The sequence below is a fragment of the Micromonospora sp. ANENR4 genome, from assembly GCF_015354395.1.
In the GTDB taxonomy this organism is placed as follows: Bacteria; Actinomycetota; Actinomycetes; order Mycobacteriales; family Micromonosporaceae; genus Micromonospora; species Micromonospora aurantiaca.
Window position 1 is genome coordinate 153,123 of sequence record NZ_JADKYQ010000001.1, and the last position, 14,694, is coordinate 167,816.

Here is a 14,694-nt window from a genome sequence, read left to right on the forward strand (position 1 = left end):
CCGTCAGAGAACGGTGGATGTGTACAGGGAAGGACTCAGGCCGATGACGGACGATGCTCTCTTCGTCAGCATGGTGTGCAGCTCGACGCGCCTGCCTGCGGTGATCCGGTTCCGGTGGGACGGCGAGTCGTACGTGGCGACAGCCGGTTCGAAGCAACGGCCCGGCAGCGTGGTGCCACCGCAGCACGGGAACGGCTCGATCAACGGGTCGTTCAGCCTCGGCGCGGCTTATCCGGGCTGCGTGTACTGCGCAGCGGACAATTTCGTCCGCTGCGGGCGGTGCCGTGAGCTCAGCTGCCATGACCGCAGCTGGGAAGTCTTCAACTGCCCGCGCTGCGGCAACTCGGGGCGGGTCGACGGCACCATCGACAGCCTCTCCGGGCTGGGCAGTTCATGACCACCCCCGCCGCCCGGCGGATCGCCCACGGTGATCACGGGACGTACACGGTGGTCGGCGGCCCGATCAGCAAGGGCGGTGTCGGAGCCATCTACCGTCTCACCGACCCGCGTTGGGTCTACAAGGAGTACCACTCCCCGGACAAGGCCCCGACGGCCGTGCACCTGGAGCAGCTCGTCGAGATCGGCCGGGACGTGCTGATCCAGCAGGGGCTGGAGATCGGTGCTCGGCCGGAGTCGTCTGTCAACTGGCCGGTCGACATCGTCCGCCAGTCCGATCGCCAGATCATCGGATGCGTGCTGCCGGCCATCCCACAGCGCTACTTCCACCCGACGCTCGGCACCGTCAACACGCTCGACTTCCTGGTCATGATCCGGTCGAAACCACCGCCCGCCACCAAACGGTTGATCGTACTGCTCCGGATGGCCGAGATCCTCGCGTTCGTGCACAGCAAAGGGCTGGTGCACGGCGACATCAACGCCAAGAACGTCGCCTGGACGGTCACCCCGACGCCGGAGGCGTATCTGATCGACTGCGACGGCATGGTGCCGCAGGATCCGCCGCCGAAGGTGGGGGTGCAGGCCGTCTACTGGACCGACCCGCGGGTGGTGGACAAGGTCGTGCCGGCGCACGACCACTACAGCGACTGGTACTGCCTGGCGCTGGCGTTCTACCGCGGGCTGTTGCTGATCAAGGGGGGCGCGCTCGGCAAGCAGAAGGACGGCACCTGGTCGGCACCGGGCCAGATCCCGTCGGACCTCGATCCGCGAGTTGCTGCGCTGATGCGGCGAGGACTGACCGATCCGCTGGACGCGAGCAAGCGGCCGGAGCCGGCCGAGTGGGTCAGGGTCCTGATCGAGGTCTACGTGGCCGGCGGGAAGTACGACGAGACCGCGTTGGCCCGGCTGGACAAGGAGCTGAACGCGCCGAGACCCCGGCAGGGCGTGACGCCGGGAACCTTTACCCCGCTACCGCCGCCCAGCCCTCCGCAACCGTCGTCCGGGACACGGCATCAGCCGCCGCCGTATCAGCAGTACCGGCCACCACAACCGCAACAGCAGCCCTACTGGCATCGGCCCCCACCTCCGCCGCCACATCGACCAGCGCAGGTGTATCAGAGGCCGCCCATACCGCAGCCGCCTCTTCCGCAGTACCCGCCGCCTCAATACGTGTCCCCACCGCCCTACGCGCCGACACCCGGAAAGGATCCAGGGGCACTGGCACGTTGGGCGATGGGCGGCGGAGTCGCCTGGTACCTGCCGCTGGCCTTGCTGTCGTTCTGCCTGTGGCCGGTCGGCGGAATCGTCTGTGGTCTCGTCCTGGCCCAGTCCATCAGGACCTACTCCGGTTACCCCGGCCGCACCGCCGCCATCGTCAGCAGCTGCCTCGGCCTCGGTCTGAGCGGCTTCGCTCTCCTGTCGTGGCTGGTAGGCCTGGCCGCCTGACATCACACCCCGGAAAGGGAGAACCAACATGTCATCGAACGAGCTCTTCACCATCTTCCCGGTCTTCCTGCTGGTCGACGTCAGCGCCTCGATGTCGGGTGGCCCGATCGAGGCGGTGAACAAGGCCCTGCCGGAGATTCAGCACGAGATGCGGTCCAACCCGACGGTCGGCGAGATCGCCCGCATCGCCGTGGTGACGTTCTCGGATGAGAGCCGGGTAGCCCTCCCCCTCTGCGACATCGCCGAAGCTCCGCTGCCCGAACTGCTGGTCGAGGGCGGCACCAACTTCGCAGCCGGTTTCCGTGGCGCCCGGCAGGCGATCGAGGCCGGTATGCGCTCCCTGCCCAAGGGCACGCCGGTCTACCGGCCGGTCGTGTTCTTCATGAGCGACGGGGCGCACCAGGCCGCCGAAGACTGGACCGAAGCGCTCAAGAGCCTGCGGGACCCGGGATGGAAGTTCGCGCCCGAGGTGGTCGCCTTCGGTCTCGCCGACGCGCACCGGGAGGAGCTCCAGAAGATCGCCACCCGGTTCGCCTTCATGGCCAAGGACGCCGACCCGGTCAGCCAGGTCCGCGAGATCATGAACGCGCTGATCGGGAGCATCCGGACCACCTCGACGAGCCTCGCCGACCCGACCAAGCAGGAAGGGCTGTACCTGGAGGCGCCGAGCGACCACTTCACGCCCCTCCCGGCCCTGACGATCTGAGGCCGGCATGCCTTTCCCGTTCGCCCACCTGTGGAGCGGAGGCGAGGCACCGGCTGAGCCGGACCTCACCCCGTCCGAGCCATCCTCGGCACCGGAACAGCCGGTTCCGGTGCAGCCGGCGCCCCTCCCGGAGGACGAGCCGAAGCCGGCCGACCTCCCGTCGGCCGCCCCGGTGATCGGGCGGGTCGCAGACGTCCAGCACGGGCGGCTCAAGGCCGGCCTCACCCTCCGCCCACCCGCGATCGCCCTGGACGGCATCGTGGCCGGCGGCTACCGGGTGGCCGGCGCGTCGATGATCGGCGTGGGCCACCTGCAGTCCGGGCAACCGCGGCAGGACGCGTACAACTTCATGCTCGGCGAATCCGGCCGGTTGTACGTAGCCGTCGCCGACGGTCTGGGCTCCAAACCGTACTCGCAACTGGGTGCGCACCTTTTCGTCGAGTCGGTGCTGATCTCGGCGGGCAGAGCCGAGGCCGACGAGCCGACCGAGGCGGATCCTGCTCGGCTACTCGTCCGGGCGAGCGAACGAATGGAACAGAAGGTCCGGGAGGCGTACGGCATAGATCCCAGGGCGGCGGGTTGCGTCGGCGCGGTAGCGGTGTTCTCGGAGCGTGGCTGCGTCGTCGCCCGGATCGGGGATGTGTCCGCCTTCACTCTCCGGACCGGCGTCTTCACCGAGGCATTCCCGGCCGAGACCGGCCCACTCAACCTGGTGACGGCGACGATGCCGTATCAGGCAGAGGAGGACATCGAGGTGGCCGAGCTGCCCTCGGCCGCCGTGGTGGTCCTCGGGACCGACGGGCTGGCGAACGACCTGCGCCACTCCGGCACACTCCGGGAGTGGCTGGGCGGGCAGTGGCAGGTACCACATCTGCCGTTCGGCGTCGGCGACACTCTGCGCTATCGGCGGCAGGGCTCGCACGACGACAGAACGGCGGTGCTGGTCTGGCGCGACGATGTTCCCGCCGACGCGGCGGCGAACGGCCCGGCCGAGGAAGACCAGGGTGAGGATCCGGCCCGCCTCCGGTGAACCCGTTGCGGGCCCGCGGCGAGCCGCTCGTGATCATGAGGGGAGCTGTCGTGTGCCCGGGGCGGGGGTCGAACCCGCACGCCTTGCGGCAGCCGCTTTTAAGGCGGCCGTGTCTGCCGTTCCACCACCCGGGCGGGTGACACCGGCGCGTCGCCACGCGGCGGTGCAGATCTCACCGTAGCGGCTCGGCCGCGACGCGGCGTACCCCGGCGGGTGCGGCCGTTATGGTCGAGGCCGTGACCAGCGCCGCCCGCCCGGCCCTCCGGCCCGATCACCGCCGGACGGCCGGTCCGGCGGGGGTCGCGCGGCGGGTGACGGCCGCCGTCCGGCGGCACCGCGCGGACCTGCTCGTGGGGCTGGCGTTCGTCGCGCTCGCCGCCTGGCTCACCCACGGCCTCTGGCCGGCGCCGGGCACGCGCGCACTCGCGCTCAACCCGGCGGACCAGACGCTGTACGAGTGGTTCCTGGCGCTGGACGCGCGTGCCCTGCGCGGCGAGCTGGGCCTGGTCACCGGCCGGTTGAACGCGCCGGACGGGGTCAACCTGATGGCGAACACCTCGGTGGTGGCGCTCGGCGTGCTGCTCGCCCCGGCCACGCTGGCGTTCGGGGCGCCTGTCACGTTCGCGCTGCTCGTCGCCGTGAACATGGCCGGGACGGCGCTCGCCTGGTACCTGCTGTTCGTCCGCGTCCTGCGGGCCCGCCGGCTCGCTGCCGTACTCGGCGCGGCGCTCTGCGGCTTCGGGCCGGGCATGGTCTCGCAGAGCAACGGCCACCTGCACATGACCGCGCAGTGGCTGGTCCCGGTGCTGGTCTGGCTCGTGGTCCGGCTGCTGCGTGCCGCCGACCCGGCCGGTCGCCCGGAGGGCCCGGACCGACGCCGGACGGCCTCCTCCGCGGCCGGGCTCGCCGCGGTCGTCACCGTGCAGGTCTTCGTCGGCGAGGAGGTGCTGTTCCTCGCCGCGCTCACCCTGGCGGTGACCGCAGTCGCGTACGGGCTGGCCGACCGGGACCTGCTGCGCCGGGCCGGCTCCGGGTTCGCCGGTGGCCTGCTCGTCGCCGCCGGGCTGGCGCTGCCGGTGCTGGCGTACCCGCTGTGGGTGCAGTTCGCCGGCCCGCAGGGTGTCGCGGACGGCATGTTCCCGCCCGCCTACTTCTCCGCCGATCTGATCGGCTGGACCCGCTTGTCCGCGCTGACGGTGTTCGGCAGCCCGGAGGCGGTACGGCTCACCACCGGCCCGGCCGAGTTCACCACGTTCCTGGGCTGGCCGCTGCTGCTGGTCGCCGCCGCCTGCGCGGCCTGGCTGGGGCGGCGGGCCCCGGTGGTGGCGCTCGTGGCCGGGGCGCTGGTGATGGCCGCACTCGCGCTCGGCCCGGAGGTGGTGGCGGGCGGTGAGCGGACCGGGATCCCCGGCCCGTACGCGCTGCTGGCCGGGCTGCCGGTGGTGGACGGCGCGCTGCCGATGCGTTTCGCGCTGGCGGTGCTGCCGCTCGTCGGCACCGTGCTCACCCTCGCCGTGCACCGGGCGCTCGGTGAACCCGGGCGGGCCCGCCGGGTCGTCCCGTTCGCGGTCGGCGCGGCGCTGCTCAGTGTCCTTCCCACGCCGCTGCCCACGATGGACCGGCCGCCGCTGCCCGAGTTCGTCACCGGCGGCCACTGGCGGAAGTGCGTACGCCCCGGCGGGGTGCTGGTGCCGGTGCCCACCGCCACTCCGCAGGCTCCCTGGCCGATGCGCTGGGCCACCGCCACCGGCGTCGCGTTCGCCATGCCGGAGGGCTTCTTCATCGGCCCGTACGGCCCGCACGGCGAGGCGACAATGGGCACCTGGCAGCGTCCCACCTCGACGCTGCTCGCCGACGTGGCCCGCCGGGGCGTGGCACCCGCGATCGGTGACCGGCAACGCCGCCAGGCCGCGCGGGACGTCGAGTTCTGGCACGCCTCGTGCGTGGCGGTGACCGACGACACGCCGCACGCGGAGATGCTGCGCCGCACCGTGGAGCAGCTGTTCGGGCGGCCGGGTACGCGGCTCGCCGACGCCTGGACCTGGCGGTTCTGATCCCGGACACGGCGAAGGCCCCTCCCGCGTACGGGAAGGGCCTTCCGTCCGGCAGGCGTCAGACGCGCGCGGCGACCGGCGGGGCGGACGCCTCGGCGAACTCCTCGCGCGGGTCGTGCAGCTGGCCCAGCGCGACCACCTCACGCTTGAGGAAGAACGCCAGCGTCCAGTCGACCACCACGCGCACCTTGCGGTTGAACGAGGGGATCCGCGACATGTGGTACGTCCGGTGCATGAACCAGGCGGGCCAGCCCGTCATCTTGATGCCGTAGACCTGCGCCACGCCCTTGTGCAGGCCGAGGCTCGCCACGCTGCCGGCGTGCTTGTGCTTGTAGTCGACCGGCTCGCGCCCGCGGATCACGTTCGCGATGTTGTCGGCCATCCGCGCCGCCTGCCGCACCGCGTGCTGGGCGCTCGGGGAGCAGAAGTTACCCGGCTCCTTGGTCAGGTCCGGTACGGCGGCGCAGTCGCCGGCGCTCCACGCGCCCTCGACCACCCGGTCGCCGTCCACGATCTGCAGCGTCGGCCGGCAGGTGACCCGGCGGCGCTCGTCACGCGGGAAGTCCGTCGCGTCCAGCATCGGCGACGGCTTCACACCGGCGGTCCAGACGATGGTGTCGGACGGGAAGCTGTCCCCGTCGGAGAGCTTCACCACACCGTCGACGCAGGACTCCAGCCGGGTGTCGAGGCGGATGTCCATGTCCCGCTTCATCAGCTGCTGCACCGTGTAGGCGCCCATGTCCCGGTCGACCTCGGGCAGCACCCGCTGGGTCGCCTCGACGAGCACCCAGCGCATCTCCTCCGGCTTCAGCTCCGGGTAGTAGCGCAGCGCGTCCCGGGCCATGTCCTCCATCTCGGCGAGCGCCTCGATGCCGGCGTAGCCGCCGCCCACGAAGGTGAACGTCAGCGCACGGCTGCGGACCGCCGGGTCGGTGGTGGAGGCCGCCACGTCGAGCCGGTCCAGCACGTGGTTGCGCAGGAAGATGGCCTCACCGATGGTCTTGAACCCGATGCCGTGCTCGTGCAGGCCGGGGATCGGCAGGGTGCGGGAGACCGAGCCGGGGGCGACGACCACGTGGTCGTACTGGATCTCCCGGGCCGGGCCGCTGATCGGCTGCACCACGGCGGTCATGCGGTCGTGGTCGATCCGGGTGACGGTGCCCGCCACCACGGTGCACTTGCGCAACTCCCGCCGCAGCGGCACCACGGCGTGCCGAGGGGAGATGTTGCCCGCCGATGCCTCCGGGAGGAACGGCTGGTACGTCATGTGCGGCTGCGGGTCGACGACGATGACCTCCGCCTCACGCCTGCTCAGCTTCTTGGACAGGCGCAGAGCGGCGTACAGGCCCACGTGACCGGCACCCACGACAAGGATCCGCTTCGGGTTCACGTCATCTATCTTTCCCCGGGTGCTTCGGGTAATCCCGCGCGAGACCCCCTTCTGTGACGGAGCACAACCGGTGTGACCTGCGCAACGTCGCCGGAACGCTGCGTCACCTGCGTCGGAGCAACCAGCCCAGCAAGCCGCTCAGCCCCACCGCCACCAGCAGTCCCGCCACTGTCGCGGCCTGGGAGCCGTCGGTGCCGCCCACTCCCCCGAGCCTCGCCAGCACCACGCCGAGCACGGCGCTGGCGAGCACCACGCCGCCCACCCGGCCCAGCCACCGCAGCACCACGTCCGGATCGATCAGCCCGTCGTAGGGCAGCAGCGCGGCCAGCGCGCAGAGCGAGTGCGCCAGGTAGAGCAGCGTCGCCACGGCGAGCAGCCGCCACAGCGCCGGTGGCCGGTCGAAGCCGAGCGTGGCCAGCAGCCAGCCGCCGACTGTCACCAGCGCGGTGAACGTCGGCCAGATCCGGCGCGGCCCGGCCGCCGGGAGCACCGCGGCCACCGTCATGGCCAGCAGCGAACGCGGGGTGAGGGCCTGCACCGGGTACGCGAGCAGGAAGCCGGCCAGCACGGTGAGGAAGATGCCGCCGCGTACGAGCAACGGCAGCGGACTGACCCGGGCGACGGCGTACCGCAGCGCTCGCACCCGCTCCACAAGAGCGTCCGTCATTTGAAACCTGCCTTCGGGGCGGTCGCCAGCCGGGCCACGTCGCGCAGCACCTCGTCGAGGCTGCCCGCGCCCGCCCAGCGCACCACCGGCACCCCGTGCTCGCGGAGCTGGCCGATCATCGTGTCCCGGTCCAGCCGCCACAGCCGGTACGCCACCTCGGCCCAGCCGCGTTCCTTCGGCATCGGCAGCTCGGCCGGCAGCGTGTCCACCGCCACCACGAACCGGCCGCCCCGGGCCAGCCGGGCCAGCATCTGCGCGGACCGCTCGTCGAGCAGCGGGGTGAGCACCACCACCAGCGCGTCCGAGGAGAGCACCTGCGGGCCGAAGACCTGGTCGTACGGCTCGTGCGGGGACGACTCGGCCTGCACGTCGAGCAGCCACTCCAGCACAGTGAGGTACTGCCGCCGGCCGGTCGCCGGACGCAGCCGGCGGGCGGCCGGGCCGTACTCCAGCATCGACACCCGGTCACCGCGGTGCAGGTAGTGCTCGGCGATCGCGGCGGCGGCCCGCACGGTGGTGTCCAGCACCGACGCGGTGCCGTTCACGCCACCGGAGCGCCCGGCCTCGGCCAGTACGTCCAGCAGCACCACCACCTCGGCGTCCCGGTCCGAGAGCGTGGCGGCGACGTGCAGTTGGCGGGCCCGCAGCGACACCCGCCAGTCGATGCGGCGCAGCCGGTCGCCGGGTGCGAACACGCGTACCCCGGCCAGTTCGCCGCCCTCGCCCGGCCGCCGCGACCGGTGCGCGCCGACCAGCCCGGCGGCCCTGGGCATCGCCTCGACCGCGTCGAACGGTTCGGTACGCGGATAGACCCGCGCCCGGATCGGGTCGGTGATCACCGCGCGGGAGACCAGCAGCCCGTCGGCGGCGGCGACCCGCACCCCGGCCGGGCCGATCGGGTGCCGTCCCCACCGCAGGGCGGTGCCGGTCAGTTCCAGGTCGACGGCGCTCCCCGGAGGTACGGAGGTGACGAACGGGCGGTCCGCCCCGCCGGAGCGGCTCACGTCCAGCCCGGCGCCGCCGAAGCCGACCTGCTCCACCCGAAGCCAGCGCGACATCCGGGTCCGGACCACCGCCAGGTCGTACCCGATCAGGTCGGGGTTGGCGACGTCGACGGTGGCGGCCAGCGGCGCGCCCTCGACCAAGTGGGTGTCTCCCACGCCCAGTTCCAGCTCGGGCAGCCCGGCGGGGCGGCGGCGCAGCGCGTACGCGGTCCCGAGCGCGAACGGCGTGGCGAGCACCACCAGGTCGATGCGGCCGAGCAGGACGGCGGCGACGAGCAGCACGCCGGTGAGCAGCACGGCCCGGCCCAGCGCCCAGGTGGGCGCCCAGCCGCTCGCCGCGTCGGACCGGTCCATCAGCGTCCGGCGGCGTAGCTGGGCAGCGCGCCGCTGGCCGGGGCGGGCGTCGACTCCAGCACCTCGCCGACGACGAACGAGGGGTCGACGCGCCGCAGCCACATCTCCGGCCTCAGCGTGATCCGGTGCGCCAGCGCGGGCGCCGCCACGGCCTTGACGTCCTCCGGCACCACGTAGTCCCGGTTGGCGAGCACCGCCCGGACCCGGGACAGCAGCAGCAGCGCCAGCGAGCCGCGCGGGGACGCGCCGACGAGCACCGACGGGTGCTCCCGGGTGGCCGCGGTGAGCGCCACGATGTAGCGGCCGACCGAGTCCTCGACCACCACGTCCTCCAGCGCGGCCTGCATGGCGCGCAGCGTGGCGGCGTCCACCACCGGCTTGATCTCCGCCTCCTCGCGGCGACGGGCGATCCGGCGGCGCAGCACGTCCCACTCCTCGTCGTGGCTGGGGTAGCCGAACGAGACCCGCAGCAGGAACCGGTCGAGCTGCGCCTCCGGCAGCGGGTACGTGCCCTCGTACTCGATGGGGTTTGCGGTGGCGAGCACGTGGAACGGCTCGTCGAGGCGGTAGGTCACGCCCTCCACCGAGACCTGCTTCTCCTGCATCGCCTCCAGCAGCGCCGACTGCGTCTTCGGCGGCGTCCGGTTGATCTCGTCGGCGAGCAGCAGGTTGGTGAACACCGGCCCGGCCCGGAAGGCGAAGTCGCCGCTGCTCTGGTCGTAGAGGAACGAGCCGGTCACGTCGGCGGGCAGCAGGTCCGGGGTGAACTGGAGGCGCCGGAAGTCCAGCCCGAGCGCCTGCGCGAAACAGCGCGCGGTGAGCGTCTTGCCCAGGCCGGGCAGATCCTCCAGCAGCACGTGACCACCGGCGAGGATGCCGGCCAGCACCAGCTCCAGCGCGTCCCGCTTGCCGACCACGACGGTGCCGACCGCCTCCAGCACGGCCCGGGCGAGCCGGCCCACCTCGGCGGGGGCCATGCTCCGGTCCACGTCGTTCATCAGATCTTCTCCAGTTCGGCGACGATCGCCGCGAGGTCGCGCGGCGACGGAGGGCGGCGGACGGGGGTGGCGAGGAACGTCCACAGTGGCTCGCCCAACAGGGTTCGGGCGCGGGCCGGGTCGGACTCACGGGTGACGCCGTGCCGTTGACGCAGCCGTTCGTCGGCCAGCTCGCCGAGGCGGGGCAGGATGCGTTCGGTGAACCGCTCCCGGTTGTCTGAGGACCAGTCCAGCGGGCGCTCCCAGCCGTTGATCGCGGTACGCAGCGCGTCCCGGGCGGACCAGTTCCAGGTGCCGGGCTCCTCACCGGCGGGCGCCCGGGCGCCTGCGCGGGGCGGCGGCGGGGGCGAGAGCGCGGCGGTGACCCGGCGTACGGCGAGCACGGCGAGCACCCCGGCCACGATGATCCAGATCGGCACCTTCAGGCCGACCGCGCGCAGCCCGACCACGATCACCACGACGACGGCCGCGGTGACCGCGGCCGTCCGCAGCAGCAGGCGCGCCCGGCCACTCCCCGAAGGGCGGACGTCCTCCCCGGCGGGCTCCTCGCCGAACGACATCAGGTCGTCGATGCTGGTGCTCACGACGCCTCCCCCGCCAGGCTGGTCAACTCGCCGCGCAACCGGCGCAGCGCGGCGCGGGCCTGGTCCCGGGTGCGCTCGTCGACCGGGTGCGTGGCGTAGCGGGCCTCCCGGTAGACGTGCGCGAAACCGTCGAGCACGTCGGCACTGGCGATCGCCGGGATCCCGGCCGCCGGGTCGCCGCGCAGCAGCCGGCCGACCAGGTCGGTCGGGGTGTCACCGGTGTGCCGGGGCACACCCGCGTCCTCGGCCGCCTCCTCCAGGCGTACCCAGCAGGCGATCACAGCGGTCCGCGGGTCGGTGGAGCGGTCGTCCAGTTCGACGAGTCCCGCGTCGAGCGCGGCCACCACCTCACGGGCGGTCCCCTCCGCGGTACGCCGCGAGCGCCGCACCGGAACCGCGCGAGTCGTGCGCCGCAGCGCGCCCCGGAGCACGTTCCACAGGACGTACCCGACGGCGCCCAGCACCGCCGCGAACAGCAACGCCACAGCGGTGGTGGCCAGCCAGTCGGGCACACCGCCCGACGTGGACTCACCCACGTCGCGGGGTTCGACAGGAATCGACGGCACGGCCTCGGGCGACGGGTAGTCCGGCACGTACGGGATGGTGTCGGCGGCGGGCGGGATCCGGCTGGCCCCGATGGCGGAGTGACCGGCGGCGAACGCGGCGAGCGCGAGCAGCACCGTCACCGCGGCGACCGGCCACCACCTGCGCAGTACGCCGAAATCCATCCCACCGCCTCAGGTGTTCCTCAGTCCGCCCCGGCCAGGTCCTTCGCCCGGGTGAACACGTCGTCCAGCATCGCCGGTGTGAGCCGGCCGGTGAACGTGTTCTGCTGGCTGACGTGATAGCAGCCCAGCAACGCCGGCACCGACTCGCCGGACCAGTGTGCCCCATGACCGAACACCGGTCGCGGAGTGGGCGGTCGCTGCCCGTACACCTGGCGTAGCACAGGCCACCACGCGGCCCACGCGAACGCCCCGAGCGCGACCACGACGCGCAGCGTGGGCCGGATCAACTCGACCTCGCGGTGCAGCCACGGCGCGCAGGTGTCCCGCTCGTCCGGGGTGGGTTTGTTGTCCGGCGGCGCGCACCGCACGGCCGCGAAGATACGGGTGTCACGCAGCGTCAGGCCGTCGTCGGCGGACACGCTCGTCGGCTGGTTGGCCAGCCCGGCGCGGTGCAGCGCGGCGAACAGCACGTCACCGGACCGGTCCCCGGTGAAGATCCGGCCGGTGCGGTTGCCGCCGTGCGCGGCCGGCGCCAGGCCGAGGATCGCGATCCGGGCGTCCGCCGGCCCGAGGCCGGGCACCGGCCGTCCCCAGTAGTCCTGGTCGCGGAAGGCCGCCCGCTTGACCCGGGCGACCTCCTCCCGCCACGTCACCAGGCGTGGGCAGGCGAAGCAGTCGCTGACCGCGCCGTCGAGGTCGGCCAGGTCGGCCGCCCGCGCGGCGCGGGCGGCCACGTCCTGCGGGGTACGCGACTCAGCCAAGCTTCGCCCGGAACAGTTCCAGCGTGCGGGCCCAGGCGGTGGCGGCCGCCCGCTGGTCGAAGTGCTCGGGCCGGTCCTCGTTGAAGAAGGCGTGCGCGGTGCCCGGGTAGTCGAACGTCTGGCAGGTGCCACCGGCGGACTCGATGGACCGGCGTACGCTCTGCACCCCGTCGGCGGCGGACAGGCCGTCGGCCTCGGAGCAGTGGATGAGCGCTGCCTTCCCGGCGTAGTCGGCCCAGTCGGTGGCCATGCCCTCCCAGGGCAGGCGCGGGTAGAACCCGGCGGTCGCGACGATGCGCTCGGAGAACGTGGCGGACCACAGGGCCAGGCTGGCGCCCGCGCAGAACCCGGCGCAGCCTACCTTGCCGGCGACCTCGGACCGGCTCGCCAGGTATTCGGCTGCGGCGGCGATGTCGCTGGCCGCCTCGTCCATCTGGGAGCTGTTCAGCATCAGCCGCGGCTCGGTCGGCTTCACGGCCGGCCCGCCGTGCCGGAAGTCGGGCGCGAGGGCGACGAAGCCGGCCTCGGCGAAGCGGTCCACCACGGCCCGGACGTGGGGTACGAGACCCCACCAGTCCTGGATGACGATGACCGCCGGGCTGGCCGCACCGCCGGAGGGTATCGCGAGATACCCCTCGCTCGTCCCCCCGTTGCCGGTGAAGCTCACCATCTCGCCCATGGGCCCGTCCTCCTAGCGGTCAGTCATCATTGGCTGGTCGCCCAGTTGGCTGCTACGTGCCGGTAGCGTGCCACGCCGTCACCGGCGCGGGGAAGACGGAACAACAGTGGCATTCACCTCCTGTTGAACCGCCCCACAGGTATAGCGATCGCTAAACTGGTCGCATGGTGCCGGACGCGAGAGGAGGGGAAGGCATGAGCGACTACTCCCGATGGCAGGACATCCGCGTCGACCACGTCGCCCGGGCCGGAGGCGAAGAGGCGGTCGACGCGGGCAAGCAGCAACTCCTCGCCGAGGTCATCGGTCACCGACTCGCGGAAGTGCGCCGAGCGCGGGGGTTGACCCAACAGCAGGTGGCTGACCGCATGGGCGTCACCAAGGGACGGATCTCCCAGATCGAGCAGGGAAAGATCTCCGGTCAGGACGTGGTGGCCCGGTTCGCCGCCGCCCTGGGTGGCCGACTCCATCAGGCGATCTACTTCGACGACGGCGACATCGCCGCCATCGCCTAACAGCGGCTCCGCGCGAGATCTTGGAAGATTGCGGCCCCTATGAGGGCCGTTTCCTTCCAAGATCTCGCGCGGTCGAGCGCGCTCAGGGGGTTGACGTGGGTTCCGGGGAAGCGCTGGTGGTGGGCGCGGTCGGGGTGGCGCTGTCCGTGGGCGCGAATGCGGGCGGGGCGATCGACGGTGAGACCGGCGGGCCGAACGGGGCCCGCTCCGGACAGTACGGGTAGGTGTTACGCATCTCCGGCACCGCGCCCGTGTCGGCCATGCAGCTCGGCCAGCCGAGCGTGATCGGCACGCCGTTCTGGTCGAAGAGCCGCGCGTCGCGGATCAGCCGCCCCTGCTGGTCGTAGACGAAGACGTCCTCGATCCGCTCGTACCGGTGGTCCACCGACGTCTGCTCGTAACTGCCGTAGACGTCGGTGTCGGCGCGCTCGTCCACCTGGGCCAGCACGGCGATGGAGAACAACAGCAGCGCGGCGGTGGCGATCTGGTGCAGTTGTCGCCGCCACCCGGTGATCCCGGCCGAGCGACGACCCCACCACATGGACGCGACGATCGCGCCGATGAGCAGCAGCATCCCCATCGAGCTGTTGCCGTCCAGCCGGGGCACCAGGCCGGACCGGCCGTCCACCATCCAGGCCACGATCAGCGCGGCCAGCCAGCCGCGCACCAGCCACCAGGCCGGGCGCAGCGGACGCAGGAAGTCGCTCACCGTCTCGTGCCCGAGCACCGGGCCGAGTTGGCGGTCCAGCAGGCGGAGCTGCGTGGCCGCCTGCTCCCGCGCCTCGGCCAGCCGGTGGAAGCGCGCCGGTCGCCGCCCCTCCCCGGCGCCGGCGGCGGCGCGCAGCTCGGCCGCGTACGCCTCGGGCGTGCCCAACCGGTCCACGAGCGCGCCCTCGCCCTCGGCGGCCACCTCGGCGAGGTGTTCCGGCAGGTCCTCGGTCAGCTCGTCACGGACCCCGGGCGGCAGGTCGACGAGCGCCGCGCGAACCCGGTCGACGTAGTCCGTGATCTCCTGCCCAGTGACGGTCATGCCGCCATCCCCCGATCGTCGAGCAGTGCGTCCATGGTGGTGGCGAACGAGCGCCAGGTCTTGCCGGAGCGGGTGAGCTGGTCACGCCCGGCGGCGTTGAGCGAGTAGTACTTGCGGTGCGGCCCGGACTCGCTCGGCACCACGTACGTGGTGAGCAGACCGGCCGCGAACAGCCGGCGCAGCGTGCCGTAGACCGAGGCGTCGCCGACCTCGGCGAGACCGGCCTCGCGCAGGCGCCGCAGGATGTCGTAGCCGTACCCGTCCTCGTCCTTGAGCACGGCGAGCACCGCCAGGTCGAGCACGCCCTTGAGGAGCTGCGTGGTATCCACGCTCCGCACACTAGTGCGCAATCCGC

At 72.5% G+C, this 14,694-nt stretch carries 16 protein-coding genes and 1 tRNA gene; 6 read left to right on the top strand and 11 right to left on the bottom strand.

From position 1 onward, the window contains the following. The first annotated feature begins 43 nt into the window (after positions 1 to 43). From IRY44_RS00675 to IRY44_RS00690, 4 genes are all read left to right on the top strand, one after another. A complete protein-coding gene (locus IRY44_RS00675) occupies positions 44 to 397 on the top strand; it encodes a hypothetical protein (protein WP_194798543.1) in 354 nt (117 codons plus the stop codon). Beyond that, a complete protein-coding gene (locus tag IRY44_RS00680; RefSeq protein WP_194798544.1) occupies positions 394 to 1,842 on the top strand; it encodes a hypothetical protein in 1,449 nt (482 codons plus the stop codon). Before IRY44_RS00675 ends, IRY44_RS00680 begins: the two co-directional genes overlap by 4 nt. Before the next feature lie 28 nt (positions 1,843 to 1,870). Then, a complete protein-coding gene (locus tag IRY44_RS00685; protein ID WP_194798545.1) occupies positions 1,871 to 2,548 on the top strand; it encodes a VWA domain-containing protein in 678 nt (225 codons plus the stop codon). A gap of 259 nt (positions 2,549 to 2,807) precedes the next feature. Continuing rightward, positions 2,808 to 3,578, top strand: a complete 771-nt coding sequence (locus IRY44_RS00690; protein ID WP_194798546.1) for a protein phosphatase 2C domain-containing protein — start codon at positions 2,808 to 2,810, stop codon at positions 3,576 to 3,578. 53 nt (positions 3,579 to 3,631) lie between these two features. Here IRY44_RS00690 and IRY44_RS00695 read toward each other — a convergent pair. Then, positions 3,632 to 3,712 (bottom strand) — tRNA-Leu (locus tag IRY44_RS00695). 90 nt (positions 3,713 to 3,802) lie between these two features. On the opposite strand from IRY44_RS00695, the gene IRY44_RS00700 reads away from it, so the two are divergent. After that, the gene (locus tag IRY44_RS00700) at positions 3,803 to 5,632 is read left to right on the top strand and encodes a hypothetical protein (protein WP_194798547.1); all 1,830 of its coding nucleotides are present in this window, start codon (positions 3,803 to 3,805) and stop codon (positions 5,630 to 5,632) included. Positions 5,633 to 5,690: 58 nt separating this feature from the next. Here the strand turns inward: IRY44_RS00700 and IRY44_RS00705 are convergent, their stop codons facing one another. The 8 genes from IRY44_RS00705 to IRY44_RS00740 form a co-directional block, all read right to left on the bottom strand. Next, positions 5,691 to 7,022, bottom strand: a complete 1,332-nt coding sequence (locus IRY44_RS00705) for an NAD(P)/FAD-dependent oxidoreductase (RefSeq protein WP_194798548.1) — start codon at positions 7,020 to 7,022, stop codon at positions 5,691 to 5,693. 103 nt (positions 7,023 to 7,125) lie between these two features. After that, the gene (locus tag IRY44_RS00710; RefSeq protein ID WP_194798549.1) at positions 7,126 to 7,689 is read right to left on the bottom strand and encodes a hypothetical protein; all 564 of its coding nucleotides are present in this window, start codon (positions 7,687 to 7,689) and stop codon (positions 7,126 to 7,128) included. Continuing rightward, entirely contained in the window at positions 7,686 to 9,047 is a 1,362-nt protein-coding gene (locus IRY44_RS00715; protein WP_194798550.1) for a DUF58 domain-containing protein, read from the bottom strand. Before IRY44_RS00715 ends, IRY44_RS00710 begins: the two co-directional genes overlap by 4 nt. After that, positions 9,047 to 10,045: a MoxR family ATPase gene (locus tag IRY44_RS00720; protein ID WP_194798551.1), complete on the bottom strand. Its 999-nt coding sequence runs from the start codon at positions 10,043 to 10,045 to the stop codon at positions 9,047 to 9,049. The genes IRY44_RS00715 and IRY44_RS00720 overlap by 1 nt, the downstream gene beginning before the upstream one ends. Then, on the bottom strand, positions 10,045 to 10,605 hold the full coding sequence (locus IRY44_RS00725) for a hypothetical protein (RefSeq protein ID WP_194798952.1): 561 nt from the start codon (positions 10,603 to 10,605) through the stop codon (positions 10,045 to 10,047). The genes IRY44_RS00720 and IRY44_RS00725 overlap by 1 nt, the downstream gene beginning before the upstream one ends. Before the next feature lie 20 nt (positions 10,606 to 10,625). Beyond that, on the bottom strand, positions 10,626 to 11,357 hold the full coding sequence (locus tag IRY44_RS00730) for a DUF4129 domain-containing protein (RefSeq protein WP_194798552.1): 732 nt from the start codon (positions 11,355 to 11,357) through the stop codon (positions 10,626 to 10,628). A 20-nt stretch (positions 11,358 to 11,377) separates the two neighbouring features. Beyond that, positions 11,378 to 12,091: a uracil-DNA glycosylase gene (locus IRY44_RS00735; RefSeq protein WP_194798553.1), complete on the bottom strand. Its 714-nt coding sequence runs from the start codon at positions 12,089 to 12,091 to the stop codon at positions 11,378 to 11,380. Between the two features lie 19 nt (positions 12,092 to 12,110). Continuing rightward, entirely contained in the window at positions 12,111 to 12,797 is a 687-nt protein-coding gene (locus tag IRY44_RS00740) for a dienelactone hydrolase family protein (RefSeq protein ID WP_135243364.1), read from the bottom strand. A gap of 194 nt (positions 12,798 to 12,991) precedes the next feature. On the opposite strand from IRY44_RS00740, the gene IRY44_RS00745 reads away from it, so the two are divergent. Further along, a complete protein-coding gene (locus tag IRY44_RS00745; protein ID WP_073824954.1) occupies positions 12,992 to 13,309 on the top strand; it encodes a helix-turn-helix domain-containing protein in 318 nt (105 codons plus the stop codon). Between the two features lie 82 nt (positions 13,310 to 13,391). Here IRY44_RS00745 and IRY44_RS00750 read toward each other — a convergent pair whose 3' ends face one another. After that, on the bottom strand, positions 13,392 to 14,339 hold the full coding sequence (locus IRY44_RS00750; RefSeq protein WP_194798554.1) for a hypothetical protein: 948 nt from the start codon (positions 14,337 to 14,339) through the stop codon (positions 13,392 to 13,394). After that, positions 14,336 to 14,668 (bottom strand): PadR family transcriptional regulator, encoded by a 333-nt coding sequence (locus IRY44_RS00755; protein ID WP_026268078.1) that lies wholly within the window; start codon positions 14,666 to 14,668, stop codon positions 14,336 to 14,338. The genes IRY44_RS00750 and IRY44_RS00755 overlap by 4 nt, the downstream gene beginning before the upstream one ends. Positions 14,669 to 14,694 lie beyond the last annotated feature (26 nt).

Coding starts and splice junctions, on each gene's coding strand:
- IRY44_RS00710 (WP_194798549.1), bottom strand. CDS start 7,689: ATGACGGACGCTCTTGTGGAGCGGGTGCGAGCGCTGCGGTACGCCGTC.
- IRY44_RS00680 (WP_194798544.1), top strand. CDS start 394: ATGACCACCCCCGCCGCCCGGCGGATCGCCCACGGTGATCACGGGACG.
- IRY44_RS00720 (WP_194798551.1), bottom strand. CDS start 10,045: ATGAACGACGTGGACCGGAGCATGGCCCCCGCCGAGGTGGGCCGGCTC.
- IRY44_RS00730 (WP_194798552.1), bottom strand. CDS start 11,357: ATGGATTTCGGCGTACTGCGCAGGTGGTGGCCGGTCGCCGCGGTGACG.
- IRY44_RS00675 (WP_194798543.1), top strand. CDS start 44: ATGACGGACGATGCTCTCTTCGTCAGCATGGTGTGCAGCTCGACGCGC.
- IRY44_RS00740 (WP_135243364.1), bottom strand. CDS start 12,797: ATGGGCGAGATGGTGAGCTTCACCGGCAACGGGGGGACGAGCGAGGGG.
- IRY44_RS00715 (WP_194798550.1), bottom strand. CDS start 9,047: ATGGACCGGTCCGACGCGGCGAGCGGCTGGGCGCCCACCTGGGCGCTG.
- IRY44_RS00700 (WP_194798547.1), top strand. CDS start 3,803: ATGGTCGAGGCCGTGACCAGCGCCGCCCGCCCGGCCCTCCGGCCCGAT.
- IRY44_RS00745 (WP_073824954.1), top strand. CDS start 12,992: ATGAGCGACTACTCCCGATGGCAGGACATCCGCGTCGACCACGTCGCC.
- IRY44_RS00685 (WP_194798545.1), top strand. CDS start 1,871: ATGTCATCGAACGAGCTCTTCACCATCTTCCCGGTCTTCCTGCTGGTC.
- IRY44_RS00725 (WP_194798952.1), bottom strand. CDS start 10,605: ATGTCGTTCGGCGAGGAGCCCGCCGGGGAGGACGTCCGCCCTTCGGGG.
- IRY44_RS00750 (WP_194798554.1), bottom strand. CDS start 14,339: ATGACCGTCACTGGGCAGGAGATCACGGACTACGTCGACCGGGTTCGC.